The 17,888-nt window shown below is 73.2% G+C and carries 15 protein-coding genes; 7 read left to right on the top strand and 8 right to left on the bottom strand.

Annotated features, from left to right (window positions below; all coding sequences use genetic code 11):
* Positions 1–22 precede the first annotated feature (22 nt).
* The 3 genes from EXE57_RS17955 to EXE57_RS17965 are packed head-to-tail and all read left to right on the top strand — an operon-like array spanning position 23 to position 3,368.
* On the top strand, positions 23–1,222 hold the full coding sequence (locus EXE57_RS17955; RefSeq protein WP_135079890.1) for a cysteine desulfurase family protein: 1,200 nt from the start codon (positions 23–25) through the stop codon (positions 1,220–1,222).
* Complete coding sequence (gene mnmA / locus EXE57_RS17960; RefSeq protein WP_135079892.1) at positions 1,219–2,373, top strand: tRNA 2-thiouridine(34) synthase MnmA; 1,155 nt, start codon at positions 1,219–1,221, stop codon at positions 2,371–2,373. The genes EXE57_RS17955 and mnmA overlap by 4 nt, the downstream gene beginning before the upstream one ends.
* Positions 2,370–3,368: a uroporphyrinogen decarboxylase/cobalamine-independent methonine synthase family protein gene (locus EXE57_RS17965; protein WP_135079894.1), complete on the top strand. Its 999-nt coding sequence runs from the start codon at positions 2,370–2,372 to the stop codon at positions 3,366–3,368. Before mnmA ends, EXE57_RS17965 begins: the two co-directional genes overlap by 4 nt.
* Positions 3,369–3,424: 56 nt before the next feature.
* Here the strand turns inward: EXE57_RS17965 and EXE57_RS17970 are convergent, their stop codons facing one another.
* From EXE57_RS17970 to EXE57_RS17980, 3 genes are all read right to left on the bottom strand, one after another.
* Positions 3,425–5,008, bottom strand: a complete 1,584-nt coding sequence (locus tag EXE57_RS17970) for an MFS transporter (protein WP_135079896.1) — start codon at positions 5,006–5,008, stop codon at positions 3,425–3,427.
* Positions 5,001–5,639, bottom strand: a complete 639-nt coding sequence (locus tag EXE57_RS17975) for a TetR/AcrR family transcriptional regulator (RefSeq protein ID WP_244246892.1) — start codon at positions 5,637–5,639, stop codon at positions 5,001–5,003. The genes EXE57_RS17970 and EXE57_RS17975 overlap by 8 nt, the downstream gene beginning before the upstream one ends.
* 236 nt (positions 5,640–5,875) lie before the next feature.
* A complete protein-coding gene (locus tag EXE57_RS17980) occupies positions 5,876–6,499 on the bottom strand; it encodes an alpha/beta hydrolase (RefSeq protein ID WP_208542901.1) in 624 nt (207 codons plus the stop codon).
* Positions 6,500–6,540: 41 nt separating this feature from the next.
* Here EXE57_RS17980 and ligA point away from each other — a divergent pair, with 41 nt between their 5' ends.
* Positions 6,541–8,694, top strand: coding sequence for an NAD-dependent DNA ligase LigA (ligA, locus tag EXE57_RS17985; RefSeq protein WP_425271718.1), 2,154 nt, complete (start codon positions 6,541–6,543; stop codon positions 8,692–8,694).
* On the opposite strand, the gene EXE57_RS17990 is transcribed toward ligA, so the two are convergent.
* From EXE57_RS17990 to EXE57_RS18010, 5 genes are all read right to left on the bottom strand, one after another.
* Positions 8,691–9,833, bottom strand: coding sequence for a hypothetical protein (locus EXE57_RS17990; RefSeq protein ID WP_135079902.1), 1,143 nt, complete (start codon positions 9,831–9,833; stop codon positions 8,691–8,693). The genes ligA and EXE57_RS17990 overlap by 4 nt on opposite strands.
* A complete protein-coding gene (locus tag EXE57_RS17995; protein WP_135079904.1) occupies positions 9,830–10,354 on the bottom strand; it encodes a SigE family RNA polymerase sigma factor in 525 nt (174 codons plus the stop codon). Before EXE57_RS17995 ends, EXE57_RS17990 begins: the two co-directional genes overlap by 4 nt.
* 69 nt (positions 10,355–10,423) lie before the next feature.
* Positions 10,424–11,347 carry an SGNH/GDSL hydrolase family protein gene (locus EXE57_RS18000; RefSeq protein WP_135079906.1) on the bottom strand — a complete coding sequence of 308 codons (924 nt, stop codon included), beginning with the start codon at positions 11,345–11,347 and terminating at the stop codon, positions 10,424–10,426.
* A gap of 34 nt (positions 11,348–11,381) precedes the next feature.
* Entirely contained in the window at positions 11,382–12,374 is a 993-nt protein-coding gene (locus EXE57_RS18005) for a cobalamin B12-binding domain-containing protein (protein ID WP_135079908.1), read from the bottom strand.
* A 68-nt stretch (positions 12,375–12,442) separates the two neighbouring features.
* On the bottom strand, positions 12,443–14,434 hold the full coding sequence (locus EXE57_RS18010; RefSeq protein ID WP_167305969.1) for an acyltransferase family protein: 1,992 nt from the start codon (positions 14,432–14,434) through the stop codon (positions 12,443–12,445).
* A 107-nt stretch (positions 14,435–14,541) separates the two neighbouring features.
* On the opposite strand from EXE57_RS18010, the gene gatC reads away from it, so the two are divergent.
* Genes gatC through gatB form a run of 3 tightly spaced genes read left to right on the top strand, consistent with a single transcriptional unit; the run spans position 14,542 to position 17,875 of the window.
* Positions 14,542–14,856, top strand: a complete 315-nt coding sequence (gatC, locus tag EXE57_RS18015; RefSeq protein ID WP_135079912.1) for an Asp-tRNA(Asn)/Glu-tRNA(Gln) amidotransferase subunit GatC — start codon at positions 14,542–14,544, stop codon at positions 14,854–14,856.
* A complete protein-coding gene (gene gatA / locus EXE57_RS18020) occupies positions 14,853–16,370 on the top strand; it encodes an Asp-tRNA(Asn)/Glu-tRNA(Gln) amidotransferase subunit GatA (RefSeq protein WP_135079914.1) in 1,518 nt (505 codons plus the stop codon). The genes gatC and gatA overlap by 4 nt, the downstream gene beginning before the upstream one ends.
* Positions 16,367–17,875: an Asp-tRNA(Asn)/Glu-tRNA(Gln) amidotransferase subunit GatB gene (gatB, locus tag EXE57_RS18025; RefSeq protein ID WP_135079916.1), complete on the top strand. Its 1,509-nt coding sequence runs from the start codon at positions 16,367–16,369 to the stop codon at positions 17,873–17,875. Before gatA ends, gatB begins: the two co-directional genes overlap by 4 nt.
* Positions 17,876–17,888 lie beyond the last annotated feature (13 nt).

Here is a 17,888-nt window from a genome sequence, read left to right on the forward strand (position 1 = left end):
GACGCCGTACGCTGGACCGGACATGTCCCAGACGACCCCCGAGCCGCGCACGGTCTACCTCGACCACGCCGCCACGACGCCGATGCTCCCCGTCGCCGTCGAGGCGATGACCGCACACCTCGTGGCGGTCGGCAACCCGAGCTCGCTGCACGCGAGCGGCCGGCACGCGCGGCGGGTCGTCGAGGAGTCGCGCGAGACGATCGCGCAGGCGCTCGACTGCCGGCCGGGCGAGGTGGTGTTCACCTCCGGCGGCACCGAGTCCGACAACCTCGCGCTCAAGGGCATCTTCTGGTCGCGCCGCGACAGCGATCCCGCGCGCACCCGGATCCTCTCGACCGCGGTCGAGCACCACGCCGTCCTCGACCCGCTGGTCTGGTTGGCCGAGCACGAGGGTGCCGAGGTCGAGCTGCTGCCCGTCGACGCGCGCGGCCGGCTCGACGTCGACGCCTTCCGCGAGGCGGTCGGGCGCGATCCCGGTTCCGTCGCGCTCGCCTCGGTGATGTGGGCCAACAACGAGGTCGGCACCCTGCAGCCGCTCGACGAGGTCGTCGCAATCGCCGCCGAGCACGGCATCCCGGTGCACACCGACGCCGTCCAGGCCGTCGGGTCCGTCCCCGTCGACTTCGCCGCGTCCGGCGTGGACGCGCTGACCCTGACCGGCCACAAGGTCGGGGGGCCGTACGGCGTGGGTGCGCTGGTCGTCCGGCGCGAGGTCTCCGTGACCCCGCTCGGCCACGGCGGTGGGCAGGAGCGCGACATCCGGAGCGGGACGCTGGACACCCCCGGGATCGCGGCGCTGGCCACGGCCGTCGAGGCCGCCGTCAAGGCCCGCTCCGAGCACGCCGCCCACGTCCGGGGGCTGCGCGACGACCTGGTTCGCCGGGTCATCGAGGTGGTCCCGGACGCCCACCTCCACGGCGCCCCGCTCGAGCCCGCGGACGCCCGCCTGCCGGGCAACGCGCACCTCGGGTTCCCCGGGTGCGAGGGCGACTCGCTGCTGATGCTGCTCGACGCGCGCGGCATCGAGTGCTCGACCGGCTCGGCCTGCTCGGCCGGCGTGCCCCAGCCCTCGCACGTCCTGCTCGCGATGGGGTGCGACGACGAGCAGGCGCGGCACTCGCTGCGCTTCTCCTTCGGCCACACCTCGACCGTCGCCGACGTCGACGCCGTCGTCGAGGCGATCGGACCGGTCGTCGAACGCGCGAGGGCAGCACGACGATGAACATCGTCGCTGCCATGTCGGGCGGCGTCGACTCCGCCGTCGCCGCGGCCCGTGCCGTCGAGGCCGGTCACACCGTGACCGGGATCCATCTGGCCCTCTCGCGCAACCCCGCGTCGTACCGGTCGGGCGCGCGCGGCTGCTGCACGATCGAGGACGCCAACGACGCCCGGCGGGCAGCTGACGTGATCGGCATCCCCTTCTACGTCTGGGACCTCTCCGACCGCTTCCACGAGGACGTGGTGGAGGACTTCATGGACGAGTACGCCGCGGGGCGGACGCCCAACCCCTGCCTGAGGTGCAACGAGAAGATCAAGTTCGCCGCAGTCCTCGACCGCGCGCTCGGGCTCGGCTTCGACGCGGTGGCGACCGGCCACTACGCCCGGCTGCGGACCGGTGACGACGGCCTGGTCGAGATGCACCGCGCGGTGGACCACGGCAAGGACCAGTCCTACGTGCTCGGGGTGCTCGACCAGGAGCAGCTGCGGCACTCGCTGTTCCCGCTCGGCGACACGAGCAAGCCCGCCGTGCGCGAGGAGGCGGCCCGCCGTGGCCTGCTCGTGGCCGACAAGCCGGACAGCCACGACATCTGCTTCGTCGCCGACGGCGACAACGCCGGCTGGCTGGCCGAGAAGCTCGGCGACCGGGCGCCCAACCACGGCGGCGACATCGTCGACGCGACCTCCGGTGAGGTGCTCGGGCAGCACACGGGGACCTATGGCTTCACGATCGGGCAGCGCAAGGGACTGCGGATCGGGCGGCCTGCGCCGGACGGCAAGCCCCGGTTCGTGCTCGACATCGAGCCGGTGTCGGGGACCGTCACGGTCGGTCCACGCGAGGAGCTCGCCGTCGACCGGATCGCGGCGGTCCGGCCGCGGTGGTGCGGCAGCGTCCCCGACCGGCTGCACGGCACCGTCCAGCTCCGTGCCCACGGTGACGAGCACCCTGCCGTCGTGACCGTCACGGGCGAGGAGGTGGCGATCGAGCTGCTGACGCCGGCGTACGGCATCGCGCCCGGGCAGGCGGCGGTCCTCTACGACGGCACGCGCGTGGTGGGGTCGGCGACGATCGCGTCGACCGGGCGTCACCTGGCGGCCGAACCTTCCCCCTCGGACCGACAGACTCGCCCACCAGGTCCCGGCGGTGGCCGGTGACGCTGGCCACCGGCATCGGGTCCCACCCGGGCGAGGACGCGACGGCGTACGCCGAGGCGGTGCGTGTCGTGCTCGGCGAGCTCTCCGACGACCACGGCCTCCCGTACGTCCCGGAGCTGCCCGGACGCGGCGCAGGCGCCTCCATGACCGGGCGAGCCGTGGCGGCTGCGACCGACCTCGCCTTCGACCTCCAGCCCGCCGGGTGGCGACTCACCGACCGGGAGGGTGTCGACCAGCGCCGCGCCCGCAGCCTGCTCGCGCAGGACCTCGACCAGGTCGAGGAGCAGGGCCAGGGCTACGTCGGCCCGTACAAGACCCAGGTCACCGGGCCGTGGACGCTCGCGGCGACCGTCGAGCGTCCCCGCGGCGACCGGGTGCTGGCCGACCACGGCGCCCGCCGTGACCTCGCGCAGGCCCTGGCCGAGGGCGTACGCCGGCACCTCGCCGACCTGCGCCGACGACTGCCCGGCGTCGACCGCTGGGTGGTGCAGCTGGACGAGCCGGTCCTGGCGTCCGTGCTGGAGGGCCGGGTCCCGACCGCGTCAGGCTTCGGCCGGCACCGCGTGGTGCAGCCACCCGAGGCGTCGGCCGCGCTCGGCTGGGTCGCCGAGGCGATCGCTGCGGAGGGGGCGGAGACGTGGGTCCACAGCTGTGCCCCGGGGACGCCGCTCGACCTCGTGCGGGGAGCGGGTGTGCAGGGGCTGCTGGTCGACCCCGCGGTGCTCTCGCCGGGTGACCACGACGACCTCGCCGCCGCCCTCGAGGCCGGGGGACCGGTCGCGCTCGGGGTCGTCCCGACGCGGGACCCGGCCACCGCGCCGACCGAGGCGTCGCTCACCGAGTCGGTGCTGCGCTGGCTCGACATGGTCGGGCTGGAGCCCGGTCCGGGGCTGGTGGTCAGCCCGGGCTGCGGGCTGACCGGCGCGACGAGCGGCTGGGCGCGGCAGGCGCTGGCGCTGGCTGCCGCGACCGCCCGCCACCTCGACGGCGGTTGACGACGACGGGCCCCTCCCGGCAGGGGAGGAGCCCGTCGACGGGAGCGGCGCGGGGGTCAGCCCACGTGCACGCCCTCGGGACCGTCGGTCGCGAGCTCCTCGTGCTTGACGTCGAGGAAGATCCAGACGACGACCGAGGCCAGCAGCATCATCCCGGCGCCCACGAGGAACGCGTTGGTCGCGCCCTCGGTGAAGATCTGCAGCCCGGCGATCTCCTGGAGCGCCCCGACCTGCTCCGGCGTGGGCTGCGGTCCACCGGACCCGGCGGCCCGCTCGGCCGCGGCCGCGAACTCGGCGCCACGGTCGGTCGCGATCTGGGTCGCCGCCGTCCCGAGGATCGCCAGGCCCAACGCACCGCCGACCTGCTGCATCGTGTTGAGGACGCCCGAGCCGATGCCGGAGTCCTCGCTGCGCAGGTGGTGGACGGCGGTCAGCGTGAGGGGTACGAACGTCGCACCCATGCCGAGCGACATCAGCACGATCCAGGGGAGCAGGTCGGTGACGTAGCTGCCGGTGACCTCGGTCGCCGGGAAGGTGGTGTCGTACGGCAGCCGGGAGAAGCCGAACAGGGCCGCGGTGGACATCAGGGTGCCGACACCGGCGAGGAAGCGCGGGTCGACCCGGTTGACGAGGTTGGAGACCACGCCCGCGGCGACCACGATGCCGGCACAGAAGGGCAGGAACGCCAGCCCGGCCTCGATCGGGCTGTAGCCCATCACGTTCTGGATGTACTGGCTGAGGAAGTAGAACATCGCGAACATGGCGGCCGGGGCCAGGAACATCGCCACGAAGCTCGCGGCGCGGGTGCGGTGGAGGAACACCCGGAACGGCAGCAGCGGGTGGGCCGCGCGGCTCTCGACCAGCATGAACGCGGTGAGCATCACGGCACCGGCGACCAGGCTGGCGATCGTCCAGGTGTCGGTCCAGCCGTCGGACCCGGCGCGGCTGAAGCCGTAGACCAGGCCGAGCAGGCCGAGCGTGCCGGTGACGGCGCCGGGCAGGTCGAGCTCGCCGGGGTGGGACTCGGACTCGGGCAGGAACCGGGGTGCGAGGGCGGCCGCGGCGATGCCGATCGGGACGTTGATGAGCAGCGTGAGGCGCCAGCCCTCGACCGGCAGGCTGTCCAGACCCGTCAGCCAACCACCGAGCAGCAGGCCGACGGCCGCGCCGGCGCCGGACATGGCGGCGTAGACGGCGAAGGCGCGGTTGCGCGCCGGGCCGGCCGGGAACGTCGTGGCGATCAGGGCCAGCGCGGCCGGCGAGGCGAGCGCCGCCCCGAGGCCCTGCAGGGCGCGGGCGGCGAGCAGGGTGCCCTCGTTGGTCGCGAGCCCGCCGAGACCGGAGGCGACCGCGAAGACGACCAGGCCGACCATGAAGATCCTGCGGCGGCCGTAGAGGTCGCCGAGCCGGCCGCCGAGCAGCAGCAGGCTGCCGAACGCCAGGGCGTACCCGGTGACGACCCAGGTCAGGTCGGCGCTGTCGATCGAGAGGTCCTGCTGGATGTAGGGGAGCGCGATGTTCACGATCGTGCCGTCGAGCACGACCATGAGCTGGGCGACGGAGATCAGGACGAGGGCCCAGCCCAGGTGCAGCTCGCGACCGGGGCGGTGGGCCTCGGTCACCTTGTCGGTGTCAGTCATGGGATTCCTGTCGTGTGGGTCGGGACGAGGGACCGTTCGAGGCGGTCGGACTCGTCGCTGCAGGGAGGATGATCTGGTCGACGACCCGGGCGACGACCTCGGCGGTCGGTGGCTGGCCCAGGACGTGGAAGCGGTGGAGCAGGATGCCGGCCAGCGCCGGGCCGAGGATCTCCAGGTCGACGTCGTCCCGGATCTCGCCGCGGTCGCGAGCCCGCTCGTAGATGCGCTGCGTGAGCGCGATCTTGGGTCCGATCACCCGGGTCCGGAACGCCTCGGCGAACTCCGGGTCTCGGGTCACGGCAGTGAGGACGCTGCTGAACGTCGCCAGCTGGCGGGGATCCGTGATGCCGCCCATGCCGCAGAAGGCGCCCAGCAGGTCGCCCCGGAGGCTGCCCGTGTCGGGGAGCGTCGGCTGCTCCTTCTCCGCGAGCAGCGCGTCGATCACCAACGTGACCTTGTCCTTCCAGCGGCGGTAGAGCGTCGCCTTCGAGGCCCGCGCCTCGGTGGCCACCGCGTCCATCGTGAGCCGGTCGTAGCCGACCTCCGCGAGGACGCGTAGCGCCGCGCGCAGGATCTCCTGCTCGCGGTCACCCTCGACCCGGGGGCGGGCCTGGGGCTCGGTGCTGGTCACACGTGCCTCCGCTGTGGGCAAGGATGAAACGGAACGGTTTCGTTTCATCGCCCAACGGGTCGGGGTGCGCCCTGATTCCCGAGCGCCCGAGGTCGGTCGAGCGGTCTAGACCGGGTTGGTCGCCGTGCACCGGGCGGGGTGGGTCCGCGAGTCTCCGGGTTCGTCACCCAGGCTTGCGGCACGAACCCCCGGTTTCCCCGGCCGACCGGGGAAACCAGCGGCGGCCCGCCCCTCCCTCAGCCCAGCAGCTCCAACGACCGCTCCCGCGCGACCTCGTTCCAGCGCCCGATCCGACGCAGCATGTAGTGACCGACCCGCCCCATGTCGACGTACGTCGCCTCGGCGCCGACGTCGCCGGCGCGCTCGACGAAGGCGCGGGTGGCTCGCGGGGAGGTGATGTGGTCGCGGCTGCCGTGGGCGGCGACGAGCCGCTTGCCCGCCAACGGGGCGACGGACTCACCCCCCGGGAACCAGGGGGCGAGCGCGACCACCCCGCGGACCAGCGGGTCGTCCGCGACGGCGGCGGAGGTGCGCGCGCCCATCGAGTGGCCCAGCAGCACGACGGGAAGGTCCCCGAGCCGCTCCCGTACCTGCTGGAGCGCCCAGCGGGCGTCGTCGACCGGGCCGGCGCCGCCGTTCCAGCCGCGGTGGCGGTAGCGGAGCAGCCAGACGGCGGCCCCCGCCTCGCCGAGGTCGCCGGAGATCGACCGGGCCATCGCCGCGGAGCGCCGCCAGGAGGCGCTGCGCTCGTCGACGACCTCGTGCCCGCGGTCCTTGCCGCCGTGGAGCATCAGCACCAGGCCGGTCGGGACAGGGGGTGAGGCGTACTCGGTCAGCGTCGGGGCGTGCTGATGGGTCACGTGCGCAGGAACCTCCACGGACGGTCTTCGGAGCCGCCAGCCTGTCAGATGGGTCAGGCAGGATAGGCACCATGACGACGTCCGAGGCAGCTGCTCCCGACGCCCCGTCCGCGGCCGCGCGCGAGCAGCACCAGCAGCTGGCCGAGGCGATCGAGGAGGCGCGCTGGCGCTACTACGTCCTCGACGACCCCACCCTCTCCGACGCCGACTTCGACGTCCGGATGCGCGAGCTCGAGGCCCTCGAGGAGAGGTTCCCCGAGCTGCGGACCCCCGACTCGCCGACCCAGAAGGTCGGGGGAGCCGTCTCGACCGAGTTCACCGCCGTCGACCACCTCCAGCGCATGGAGTCGCTCGACAACGCGTTCTCGTTCGAGGAGCTCGAGTCGTGGCACGCCCGGATGGCCCGCGACGGCGTCACCGACCCCGCCTTGCTCTGCGAGCTGAAGGTCGACGGACTGGCGATCAACCTCCTCTACGAGAAGGGCCGACTCGTCCGCGCGCTGACCCGGGGCGACGGCCGGACGGGCGAGGACGTCACCCCCAACGTCAAGACCATCGACTCGGTGCCCCACCGGCTCCGCGCCGCCGACGGGTTCCCCGTCCCCGACCTGCTCGAGGTGCGGGGCGAGGTCTTCCTGCCGGTGGCGGCGTTCGAGCGGCTCAACGAGGCGATGACCGACGCCGGCAAGCCGGTCTTCGCCAACCCGCGCAACGCCGCGGCCGGCTCACTGCGCCAGAAGGACCCGCGGGTCACCGCCACCCGCGCGCTGGGGATGGTGTGCCACGGGATCGGCCAGCGTCGGGGCTTCGAACCGAAGGCGCAGTCCCACGCCTACGAGGCGCTCGCCGCCTGGGGGCTGCCGACCAGCGAGCAGGTCCGGGTCGTGCCGACGCTCGAGGACGTGAAGGCCTTCGTCGACCACGCCGGCGAGCAGCGACACTCGCTCGTCCCGTACGAGATCGACGGCGTCGTCGTGAAGGTCGACGACGTCTCCCTGCAGCGTCGGCTGGGCTCGACCAGCCGGGCCCCCCGCTGGGCGATCGCGTTCAAGTACCCGCCCGAGGAGGTCAACGCCAGGCTGATCTCGATCGAGGTCAACACCGGCCGCACCGGCCGGGTGACGCCCTTCGGCGTGATGGAGCCGACCCGGGTGGCCGGCTCGACGGTGGAGCGGGCGACCCTCCACAACGCCCACGAGGTCAAGCGCAAGGACGTGCGCCCCGGTGACACGGTCGTGCTCCGCAAGGCGGGAGACGTCATCCCCGAGATCGTCGGCCCCGTGCTCCCGCTGCGGCCGGAGGGTCTGGCCGAGTGGGTGATGCCGACCGAGTGCCCGTCGTGCGGCACCACGCTCGCCCAACAGAAGGAGGGCGACAAGGACCTTCGCTGCCCCAACCACCGCAAGTGCCCGGCCCAGCTGCTCGACCGGGTCTTCCACGTCGCCGGCCGGGGCGCCTTCGACATCGAGGGCCTCGGCAGCGAGGCCGCCCACGCGCTGCTGGAGGCCGGCGTCATCGAGGACGAGGGCGACGTCTTCGACCTCGACGAGGCCAGGCTGCTGCGCACCGAGCTGTTCACGCGGGCCGCCAAGAAGACCGAGGTCGAGCGGGCGACCGACGGGCGGGTGCTGTCGGCCAACGGGGAGCGGCTGCTCTCCCTGCTCGACCGCGCCAAGGACGTCCCGCTGTGGCGGGTGGTCGTGGCGCTCTCGATCCGTCACGTCGGCCCCACCGCGGCCCGGGCGCTGGCGACCCGGTTCGGGTCGCTGCAGGAGATCCGCGACGCCGACGAGGAGCTGCTCGCCGACACCGAGGGCGTCGGCCCGACGATCGCCGCCGCGGTGCGTGAGTGGTTCGACGGCGACCAGTCCGACTGGCACGTCGCCATCGTCGACAAGTGGGCCGCCGCCGGCGTACGCATGGCCGACGAGCGCGACGAGTCGATCGCGCGCACCCTCGAGGGGCTGACGATCGTCGCGACCGGGTCGCTCGAGGACTTCACCCGCGACTCGGTCAAGGAGGCGATCATCAGCCGGGGTGGCAAGGCCTCCGGATCGGTGTCGAAGAAGACCGACTACGTCGTGGTCGGTGACAACGCCGGCTCCAAGGCCGACAAGGCCGAGCAGCTCGGCGTCCCGACGCTCGACGAAGCCGCCTTCAAGAGGTTGCTCGAGGGCGGCCCCGACGCGGTCTAGAGGAGCTCGTCGGGAAGCACGATCCGGTCGAGCGGCACCGGGTCCGCCAGGCTGGGCTCGGCGAGCTCGGGGAGGTCCTCGATCCGGGTCTCCTCGCACGTCCCCTCCGGTACGTCGCACCGCACGACGCCCGTGTCGGTCAAGGTGTAGAGGTCGCCCGACAACGTCCAGCCGCCGGAGTCCGCACTGGCGTCACCGAGGTCGACATCGATCGGCTGGCCGCTCGCGACCTCCCAGGCCTCCAGCGTCCGCGACGCGGCGTACTCGTAGCCGACCCCGCGGCTCTCGCCTGCGCGCACCACGCGCAGGAAGCGCGCGTCGGGGGACAGCTCGGCCTGGAGCAGGGTGCCGGCCGTGGGAACGCTCATCAGCTCCTCGCCCGTCCCGACGTCGACCACCCGGAACGTACGGCGGTCGCCGGTCACCACGCGGTCCCGGGTGGCGTCGCTGTAGTAGGTCGCCCTGATCGCCGGCGCGACCTCGCCGCTGACGAGGTCGACGGTGAGCATCCGCCGCGGCTGGGCGCGCACGTAGAGCGTGTCCCCGTCCAGCGCCATCGGCGGCCTGGCGCCGTCGAGTCCGGGAACCTCGAGCTCCTCGCGGACCTCGCCGGTCTGGGCGTCCCGCACGATGACGGCGCGCCCGGGGCCGCGCGTCTCGGCGAGGACGTAGACGTCGCGACCCGGGTCCGTGGCCGGGTGGGCACCGGCTTCCAGCTCCCCGAGGTCCTCGGTGGTGCCGTCGTAGCGGACGAGGGTCAGCCGGCCCGGCCCGGCGAGCTCGGCGTCCGCGGTGGTGCTCACGGCAAGGACCCCGACCGAGGTGTGGTTCAGCGTGAGCAGGGTGCCGGGAACCGAGGCGGTCACGTCGTCGAGGTGCACGGTGTCGCCGTACCCCCACACGATGGCGTCGCGGTCGACGTCGACGGGCTGCACCTCACGGTCACCGCGGTCACCGAGCCCGAGCAGGACGCTGCCGCCGGCGACGACCACGACGCTGGCGGCCACCGCTACGCCCGTCGTGACCTGGCGGCGGCGGCGCAGGCGGCGGCCCGCGTGCGCCAGCGGAGCGGGATCGGGGACGGGGGAGGCGAGGTGGGTCGCCTCCTCGTGGAGGAGCTGGCTGAGTCGCTCGGTCATGACGACCTCCCTGCGGTGGACGGGATGACGGCGTCGCCGAGCTCCGTGCGGAGCAGCGCCAGCGCGTCGTGGGTCTGGGACTTCACGGTCCCCTCGGAGCACCCGAGCGCCCGTGCGGTCTGCGCGACGGACAGGTCCTCGTAGTAGCGGAGCACGATCACCGCCCGCTGGCGGGGTGCGAGCCGGTCGAGCGCCTGCAGCACGCTGGGGCGCAGGCTCGGGTCGCCGGGGCGACCGTCGGGGCGGGCGTCGTCGAGGGTCTCGGTCGGGAGCTCGCGACGCCACGAGCGCTTGCGGATCCAGCTGGCGGCGGTGTTGACCAGCGTGGTGCGGGCGTATCCCGGGGCGGCGCGCACGTCCCTGACCCTCGACCAGGACGCGTAGGTCTTGGTGAGGGCCGTCTGGACGAGGTCCTCGGCCAGGCCGTGGTCGCCGACGATGAGGTACGCCGTGCGGTAGAGCGACGCCCAGCTGCCGTGCACCAGCTCGTCGAACTCCGCGTCCGTGGGGGACCGGGTCATCGCACCTCCTCGAGAGTGTCTACACCTCGAAGATGCGCACGCCGGGGGAATGGGTTGGGTCGGGCCCGGTCATTTCTCGACGGCCGCGACCACCAGGTCGGCCACGCCCTGCTGGCCGGCCGGGAGCGGGTGGAAGGGGATCGCGCCACCCTGCTGACCTACCTGGCCGTTGACCCACGGCGCGTCCGCACAGATGTCGTGCCCGGCGGAGGCCGACCAGACGTCGACGTACGTCGTCCCGGTGCGCTCGGCGGCTCGCGCGAGGTTGTCGGTGAGCGTCTTGTTGACCGTCCTCGCGAAGGGTAGGTCGCCGCTGGCGAGCGGGAGCAGGTCGGGGCACTCGCCGGCGGCGGGTGCCAGCTGCGGGTAGCCGACCAGCAGCACCTGGGCGCGCGGTGCCCGGGACTGGATCTCGCGCACCGCCGTGACCAGTCGCTGCTCGATCTCCTGCTGGGTCGTGGTCAGCAGGTCACCCTGCCGGCCCGCCGCGTCGGCGCAGGGCGACCCGGCCGGGTCCTGCTGCGAGAGGCTCACGCAGCCGCCGACGAGCTGCAGGAACACCCCGAAGTCGTTGCCACCCATCGAGAGCGTGACCAGGTCGGTGTCGCGATCCAGCGCGTCGAGCTGGGGCGGCAGCGCCTCCCGCCCGATCTCCTGGGGCCCGGCGAGGCTGGTGGTGTCCGCCGCGCTGCAGCTGCGGTCGGCGAGCGTGACGTCGCGGTCGGACTCGAGCGCCTCGGCGACGAGCGCGGGGTAGTTGCGGGACGAGCGCAGGCAGCCGTCCGAGGTGTCGGTCTCCGGGATCCCGGGCGCCGCGGTGAACGAGTCGCCCAGGGCGACGTACGACAGCGCGGGCTGGGGCGGGTCCGTCGGTTCGGACGACGGCGCGGGGTCGGGAGGAGCGGCGGCCCCGGAGCCGGAGTCGCTGCAGCCGCCGAGCAGCAGGGCCGCCGCCAGGACGGCACCGGTCAGCGAGGGTCCGCGCAGGTGCATGGCTTCACGGTCCCACGCGGGTCCAAGCCCGGGCTCAGCCCAGCAGGGCCCGCGAGGCGGGGTACTCCTGCAGGCGGCCGCGGAGCTGCTCCCAGAGCAGGTCGGTGACGTGGTCGGGCGCCCCGCGTCGCTGCAGCACCCCGTCGAGCCACTGCCGGGCCGCCACCGGGACGGTCGGGTCCTCGGTGAGCACGCCGCCTGCCACCGACGCGACCAGGTGGGGTGTGAAGGTGGCCAGCACCACCCGCCAGTGGTCGGGCGTGAGGGCGTCTGCGCCGGCACCGAGAGAACCCTCCGTGGCGTCGAGCACCTCGCGCGCCAGGGTGTCGGCCATGGTCGTGAGCCGCTGCGCCTCCTCGTCGTGGGGCGACGGCGGCGGGATGACGACGTCGGGCAGCCGGTCGAGGAGGTCGAAGGCCGCGCGGGCGTCGGGGGCGTACGCCGTCGCGCCGAGCCGGTGGGCGCGGGCGCCGTTGGCGTCGAAGGCGGCACCGCCGGCCAGCACCGGCGTACCGGTCGCGGTGACCGCGGCGATCTGGCGCGCCACGCGGGTCAGCGACGACGACAGGGAGGCGCTGACCAGGACTACGGAGGGGCGGGTCTCCTCGACGTGCTGGACCAGCCGCTCGCGGTGGGTGTTCGGGCCCAGGAACTCGGTGGGCCGGTCCCAGGCACGGAGCGAGGCGGCCACCACCTGGGCGGCCAGGCTGTGGAACTCCCGCTCGGCGCAGCACACCAGCAGCGGGCGGGGGCCCGGCGTGGGTTCGGGCAGGTCCTCCCAGACGCGCGAGACGACCTCCTCGCTGATGGCCGTGGCCGCGTGCTCCTGGCCGACCGTCCAGTCGTTGGCGGCCCAGGACTCACCGATCCGCTGCTGGGTGTGGACGACGATGTCGAGGGCGACGGCAGGGTCGACGCCGGCGTCGAGGATGCCGTCGATCACGGCGTACGCCGCCTCCGCGTCGTTGCGGACCAGCGTTGACCAGTAGTGGTCGGCGGCGGGGACCAGCGATGCGGTGAGGGTCATGATGGGCGGATCGTCCCACGGTCGAGGGTGCCGAGTCACCACCCGGACGGGGTGAGCACCCGCCTGCCTCAGCCGAAGGCGCCGGTCCCGCGGAGGATCCGCCAGACCTGGTCACGGCGGCTGAGGGCGTAGCGGGCCGTGACGTGGTGGTCGTCGCGCCACACGACCTCGTCGTCGACGACCGGCAGGCAGACCGGTGCGTCCGGACAGAAGGCCGGGTTGAGGTCCACGGTGTGGATGCGCGGCGACCTGGCCGACTCCGTCTGGAAGTAGCCGTCGCTCGAGGAGCCGCCGACCGGCACGGGAGCGGCGCACTCCGCGGCGTCGGGCGAGGTCGTCAGGCACTGCGCGGGGTCGAAGGTCTCCGGCATGACCAGACGCTCGACGAGCAGCGTGCTGGGCACGATGTCGGAGATCTTGCCGAGCGTGGCACGGGAGGCCTGCAGCGTCATCCGGGACAGGGGCTGCTCGGCGCCGTCGCGGCGTTGCACGACCCCGCGCCACGTCCGGTCGTCGCGGGGACGGGACATGATGACGACGACGTCGGGATCGAGGACCGGCAGGACCTCGTCGTACCAGCCCACCCGGGCGTCCTCGCAGTTCTGCTTCTCCTCCTCGGAGGACTTGCTGTTGAGCAGCTCCTCCTGCCAGAGGCAGCCCTCGACGACGTTCAGCGAGAGCGTGAGGTCCTGCTCCTCCGCGAGGCGCTCGAACATCGGGACCAGGGACTGCGCCTGGCTGTCCCCCAGCAGCAGCACGTGGGGGCCGGACCCCTCCGCGACCGTGCACGCCTCGGGGTCCTCCGCGGTGCACCAGCCGACGTCACCGTAGTCGTTGGTGACCTGCTCCCAGTCGACGTCCGTGGGGACCTGGACCGGGCGCTCGGTGAGCGTGTCGCCGACGCCCTCCTGGCTGCTGGCCAGGACCGGCCGCCTGTCGGCCTCGAGCAGCGTGGGCACGACGGTGACCGCCAGCACGGCGCTGGCCGCCACGCCCACCACCGCCGGGGTCCAGCTCAGCCGGTCGAGGGTGGAGGACTTCCTGATCGGCATCTCCAGCACCTCGTACGACGCCGCCGCGAGGCCGGTGCTCAGCGCGACGGTGAGGACGGCGACGACCCGGGGGCTGGTCGCCAGCACCTCCTGCAGCACCAGGATCACCGGCCAGTGCCACAGGTAGGTGCCGTAGGAGATCTTGCCGAGGAAGACGGGCACCCGTCGGGAGCACAGCCGCGCGACCGGGCTGTCGTCGGCGAGCATCAGTGCCGCGACGAGGGCGACCGCGACGACGGTGGCGACCAGGCCTCGGACCGACGGCGAAAGCGGGACGAGCCCGCTGCTGAGCACGACGAAGGCGACCAGCGCGGCCCCGGCGACCGGGCCCCACGGGACCCGTACGCCGGGACGGGCGAGCCGGTGGAGCCCCAGCGCAAGCACCGACCCCGCGAGCAGCTGGTAGAGGCGCGCGTCGGTGCCGTAGTAGGCGTGGTCGGCGTCGACCTGCGCCCAGAAGAGCTGCGAGGCGACCGAGGCCAGCAGCAGCACCACCAGGACGCGGGGGATCCACCGACGTCCGACGCGGGTGAGCAGGAGCAGCAGCGCCGGGAAGACGAGGTAGTACTGCTCCTCGATGGCCAGGGACCAGAAGTGCAGGAACGGGCTCTTCTCGATGTCGGTGGCGAAGTAGCCGCCCTCCGCCTGGCCGAGGAAGTGCCAGTTGACGACGTAGAGCAGGGCGCTCTGCGCGTCGCGGACCAGCGTGACGCGGGTGGACAGGCCGGCGACGAGGACGAAGACCGCACAGGTGGCGACGATCACGACGGCGGCGGCCGGGAGGAGCCGACGGACGCGGCGGGCGTAGAACCGGCCCAGCTGCAGCGTTCCGGTGCGGTCGATCTCGCTGACGATCACGCTCGTCACGAGGAACCCGGAGAGCACGAAGAACAGGTCGACGCCGATGAAGCCCCCGGACGCCCACGCATGGCCGGTGTGGAAGAGCAGCACGCTGTAGACCGCCAGGGTCCGGAGCCCGTCGAGTGCGGGGCGGTAGGACCACGACATTGCGCCGAGGATACGGATCGTGGGGGGTCGGTGCCGCATCGTCGGGACCGTCCCGGACGCCCGACGCGGCGCTCGGCGGCCCGACGGGTGCACCTAGGATGGCGCCCATGCCTGAGACCCCCGGAGCGTCCATCTCCCGGGAGCAGGTCGCCCACCTGGCCGACCTGGCCCGGATCGACCTCTCCGACGCCGAGCTCGACCACCTGGCGCCGCAGCTGAGCGTGATCCTCGAGTCGATCGCCTCGATCCAGGGCGTCGCCGGTGACGACGTCCCCCCGACCTCGCACGCCCTGCCGATGACCAACGTCTTCCGCGACGACGTCGTCGTGCCCGGCCTGACGGCCGAAGAGGCGCTGAGCGGGGCTCCGGAGTCGGAGCAGCAGCGGTTCAGCGTCCCGCGGATCCTGGGGGACGAGCAGTGAGCGACCTGACGAAGAGCACCGCCGCCGACCTCGCCGACGCCATCGCGGCCCGCGAGGTCAGCAGCGTCGAGCTGACCCGTGCCCACCTCGACCGGATCGCCGCGGTCGACCCCGCCGTCCACGCGTTCCTCCACGTCGACACCGACGGGGCGCTCGCCGAGGCCGCCGCCTCCGACGCGCGACGCTCGGCGGGCGAGCCGCTGTCCGCGCTCGACGGGGTGCCGATCGCGGTCAAGGACGTGCTGACCACCCGGGGCCTGCCCACCACCTGCGGGTCGAAGATCCTCGAGGGCTGGGTGCCTCCCTACGACGCCACCGTCGTGCGCCGGCTCCGCGAGGCCGGGCTGCCGATCCTCGGCAAGACCAACATGGACGAGTTCGCGATGGGCTCCTCCACCGAGCACTCCGCCTACGGACCGACCCGCAACCCGTGGGACCTCGACCGGATCCCCGGCGGTTCCGGGGGCGGTTCGGCCGCCGCGGTGGCAGCGTTCGAGGCACCGCTGGCCATCGGCACCGACACCGGCGGCTCGATCCGGCAGCCGGGTGCGGTCACCGGCACGGTCGGCGTCAAGCCGACGTACGGCGGGGTGTCCCGCTACGGCCTCGTCGCGCTCGCCAACTCCCTCGACCAGGCCGGCCCGGTCACCCGCACGGTCCACGACGCCGCGCTGCTCCACGAGCTGATCGGCGGCCACGACCCGCTCGACTCGACCAGCATCGACCAGCCGCTGCCGGGGCTGCTCGACGCGGTCCGCGAGGGTGCCTCCGGCGACCTGACCGGCGTCCGGATCGGGGTCGTGACGGAGCTGGGTGGCGAGGGCTACCAGTCCGGCGTGCTCAGCCGCTTCCGCGAGTCGGTCGACCTGATGGTCAAGGCCGGAGCCGAGGTGGTCGAGGTGTCGTGCCCGAGCTTCGTGCACGCGCTGGCCACCTACTACCTGATCCTCCCGGCCGAGGCGTCGAGCAACCTCGCGAAGTTCGACGCCATGCGCTACGGCCTCCGGGTCGTGCCCGAGGGCGACCCGAGCGCCGAGGAGGTGATGCGGGCTACCCGTGACGCCGGGTTCGGCGACGAGGTGAAGCGACGCATCATCCTCGGCACGTACGCCCTCTCCAGCGGCTACTACGACGCCTACTACGGCCAGGCGCAGAAGGTCCGCACCCTCATCACCCGGGACTTCGACGCGGCCTTCGGTCAGGTCGACGTGCTGGTGTCGCCGACGGCGCCGACGACGGCGTTCAAGCTGGGTGAGAAGCTCGACGACCCGCTGGCGATGTACCTCAACGACCTCGCCACCATCCCCGCCAACCTCTCCGGCGTCCCCGGCATCTCGGTGCCGAGCGGTCTCGCCGACGAGGACGGCCTGCCGACCGGCGTCCAGATCCTCGCGCCCGCGCTCGCCGACGACCGGGTCTACCGGGTCGGTGCCGCGCTCGAGACGCTGCTCAACCGTGAGTGGGGCGGGCCGCTGCTCGACCGCGCCCCGACCCTGGAAGGAACCTCGGCATGACGTCTGCGTCCGGGACCGCGACCCTCCTCCCCTTCGAGGAGGCGCTCGAGAAGTTCGACCCCGCCCTCGGCCTCGAGGTCCACGTCGAGCTCAACACCAACACCAAGATGTTCTGCGGCTGCCCGGCCGTCTTCGGCGGCGACCCGAACACCCAGGTCTGCCCCACCTGCCTCGGCCTGCCCGGCGCGATGCCCGTGGTTAACCGGGTGGCGGTGGAGTCGGCGATCCGGATCGGCCTCGCGCTCAACTGCTCCATCGCCGAGTGGTGCCGCTTCGCCCGGAAGAACTACTTCTACCCGGACATGCCGAAGAACTTCCAGACCTCCCAGTACGACGAGCCGATCGCGTTCGAGGGCTGGATGGACGTCGACGTGGACGGCGAGACCTTCCGCGTGGAGATCGAGCGCGCCCACATGGAGGAGGACACCGGCAAGTCGCTGCACGTCGGCGGCTCCACCGGCCGGATCCACGGCGCCGACCACTCGCTCGTCGACTACAACCGGGCCGGCATCCCCCTGATCGAGATCGTCACCAAGCCGATCACCGGCGCGGGGGAGAAGGCGCCGGCGGTGGCGCGCGCCTACGTCGCGCAGCTGCGCGACCTGATCGTCGCGCTCGGTGTCTCCGAGGCCCGGATGGACCAGGGCAACCTGCGTGCTGACGTGAACCTCTCGCTGGCGCCGAAGGGCTCGGGAGTGCTCGGCACCCGCACCGAGACCAAGAACGTCAACTCGTTCCGCTCCGTCGAGCGGGCGGTGCGCTACGAGATGCAGCGGCACGCCGCGATCCTGGACGCCGGAGGCTCCATCACCCAGGAGACCCGCCACTGGCACGAGGACACCGGGGTCACCACGAGCGGCCGCGAGAAGTCCGACGCCGAGGACTACCGCTACTTCCCCGAGCCCGACCTGGTGCCGGTGGCGCCGTCACGCGAGTGGGTCGAGGAGCTGCGCGGGACGCTGCCGGAGAACCCGACCGCGCGACGGGCCCGGCTGCAGGCCGAGTGGGGCTTCTCCGACCTCGAGATGCGCGACACCGTCGGTGCGGGCGCGCTCGGGCTGGTCGAGGAGACCGTCGCTGCCGGCGTCGTACCGCAGGCGGCGCGCAAGTGGTGGCTCTCCGAGCTCGCCCGCCGCGCCAACGAGCAGGGCACCGACGTGGCCTCCCTCGGGGTCTCGCCCGCGGACGTCGCGGGGGTCCAGGCGCTGGTCGACGCCGGCACCATCAACGACAAGCTGGCCCGCCAGGTCTTCGAGGGGCTGTACGCCGGCGAGGGCACGCCTGAGGAGATCGTCGCGGCCCGCGGGCTGGCGATCGTCTCCGACGACGGCGCGCTGGGTGCGGCCGTCGACAACGCGATCGCCGCCAACCCGGACGTCGCGCAGAAGATCCGCGACGGCAAGGTTGCGGCGGCCGGTGCGCTGATCGGCGCGGTCATGAAGGAGATGCGCGGCCAGGCCGACGCCGGGCGGGTCCGCGAGCTGGTCCTGGAGCGGCTTTCCTGACAGTCGGCGTCCC

The sequence above is a fragment of the Nocardioides euryhalodurans genome, assembly GCF_004564375.1.
In the GTDB taxonomy this organism is placed as follows: Bacteria; Actinomycetota; Actinomycetes; order Propionibacteriales; family Nocardioidaceae; genus Nocardioides; species Nocardioides euryhalodurans.